The sequence below is a fragment of the Pseudomonas sp. genome, assembly GCF_037994325.1.
Classification (GTDB): domain Bacteria; phylum Pseudomonadota; class Gammaproteobacteria; order Pseudomonadales; family Pseudomonadaceae; genus Aquipseudomonas.
This window is the reverse complement of sequence record NZ_JBBNAH010000449.1, coordinates 1-2,036: the sequence shown is the minus strand read 5'-3', so window position 1 is coordinate 2,036 and position 2,036 is coordinate 1. Positions and strand designations below refer to the sequence as shown.

The 2,036-nt window shown below is 58.1% G+C and carries 2 protein-coding genes and 1 pseudogene; 1 reads left to right on the top strand and 2 read right to left on the bottom strand.

All coding sequences use genetic code 11. From position 1 onward, the window contains the following. Positions 1–455: pseudogene (locus AAAB16_RS15060) on the top strand (hypothetical protein); the annotation flags it as partial. Between the two features lie 97 nt (positions 456–552). Here the strand turns inward: AAAB16_RS15060 and AAAB16_RS15055 are convergent. After that, positions 553–1,086: a DUF2937 family protein gene (locus tag AAAB16_RS15055; RefSeq protein ID WP_340664048.1), complete on the bottom strand. Its 534-nt coding sequence runs from the start codon at positions 1,084–1,086 to the stop codon at positions 553–555. Positions 1,087–1,116: 30 nt separating this feature from the next. Further along, positions 1,117–1,890 (bottom strand): class II glutamine amidotransferase, encoded by a 774-nt coding sequence (locus AAAB16_RS15050; RefSeq protein ID WP_340664047.1) that lies wholly within the window; start codon positions 1,888–1,890, stop codon positions 1,117–1,119. Between the last annotated feature and the right edge of the window lie 146 nt (positions 1,891–2,036).

Below are 2,036 nucleotides of genomic sequence, written 5' to 3'. Positions count from 1 at the left end.
GCTCAATGGACGCCCATGTGAAGGTCTGCGAAGAGCTGTTCTCGGCGTGCAAAACCGAGTTCAAGCATTTGGAGTATTTCTACTTCCATAACTTCGTCTACGAGTCGGTGTGGAAGAACAACTTACGCCGCACCTCGGAACGTTTCTCCACCCAAGATCTGCTGCACAAATACGGCGCCGACTACAAAGTGGTGTTTGTTGGCGACGCGGCCATGGCCCCGTATGAAATCACCCAGGCTGGCGGCAGCGTCGAGCACTGGAACGAAGAACCGGGTTATGTGTGGATGCAGCGCTTCCGCGAGAAATACAAAAAGCTGATCTGGATTAACCCCTACCCCAAGGACACTTGGAACTTCACCGCCTCGACCAATATCGTGCGCGACTTAGTGGAAGACCATATGTATCCGCTGAGCTTGCGTGGTCTGGAAGACGGGATGAAGTTTTTGTCCAAGTAATCCGCTCACCTCGTAGGCTGGGCGGCGCGCACCAGGCGGTCGACCTTAAAACCGCCATGGTGCGCCTAGCACAGCCTACGTCTGCGCGAGACGACGCTTATCGCCAGGGGCGCTGCTCATGCTGGGTGACTTTATGGGTGCGGCCAAACCCCAGCGTCCAACCGGCCCCCAGCACCAGCAGTTCTATAACAAAGGCCAGCAGTAACGCGCAGCCAATGCCCCAGGCAATCGCTTCCGGCGCCAACAGCACTTGGTAGCGGTAACCGTCGTAGGTTTCTTTGAACAGCTCCGGGTTGGCGTTAAACGCCACGTGCCACACGCGCACATACCACGGGCCGGTCATGGCTTGCCATTCGCTATCGAGCAAGCGCGAGCGCACCAGCAAGGTGGTCAGGCTATTGGCATCGCTGGCAAATACCGGGTCGCTGCTGGCGCGGTAGTGGGCGACCAGGGCATCGAGGTCGCCGTTGAAGAATTGCTTGGCGGTCTGGCGGAAGCCGCTCAGGCTTTGCTCGGATTCCTTCCAGTGCGCTTCGATACGTTGGCTGTAGTCATTGATAAACCCAGGGATCTGCACGCCCACCAGCAGGCCCACGGCAAACAGCACCAAACGTAAGTAACTTCTAAACATGCCTGCTCCCTTAGTTGCCTGTTGAGCGATTTAACTGCGGCCTTTGGCGATGCATTCGCCACGGCGCCACAGGCTCCATTCGCCGGGCTGGTACAAGGTCCAGCTTTCGTTTTCGGTCAAGGGTTCGGTGGCCAGCACGGTGACCACATCGTTGGGCGTGGTCTCGGCCTGGAAGTCGACGATTACATCGACGTCTTTCAAGCGCGCCGGGCCAAATGGCGAGCGGCGGGTGATCTGCGCCAACTTGCTGGAGCAAAAGGCAAACAGCCAATCGCCGTCGCTAAGCAGGCAGTTGAAAACACCTTTGCTGCGATAGGCCGAGCACGCGCGTACCAAGGTGGGCAGAAGCATTTCCACGGAAACCGGTTGTGGGAAAGAGCTGCGAATCTGGTTTAGCAAATCGCAAAAAGCCGCTTCACTGTCGGTATCGCCTACCGGCCAGTAAAAGCTTGGGGTCGGGGAAAAGTCGGCCAACTGACCGTTATGGGCGAAGCACCAGTTGCGACCCCACAGCTCGCGCACAAACGGGTGGGTATTGGCCAGGCAGACCTTGCCGACATTGGCCTGGCGAATATGGCCAATTACGGTTTCGCTTTTGATCGGGTAGCGCTGCACCAGCTTGGCCACTTCCGAGTCGATGCTCGCCTGTGGGTCTTGGAACAAGCGCAGGCCGCGGCCTTCGTAAAAGGCGATGCCCCAACCGTCACGGTGCGGGCCGGTGCCACCCCCGCGCTGCATCAGCCCGGTAAAGCTGAATACGATATCGGTCGGCACATTGGCACTCATGCCCAGTAATTCACACATGGCTTAACACTCTGTCAGGTCGAGTACCTGACGTTTTCGGCAGTGATTTAAAGACGGGGTTCAATGCGTTCGCGTCGGCTGCCCGAGCCACTGGCAGGCGCTGTACGGGTTTCGGCACGCGGTTGAATATAGGGTTTGCTCAGCGG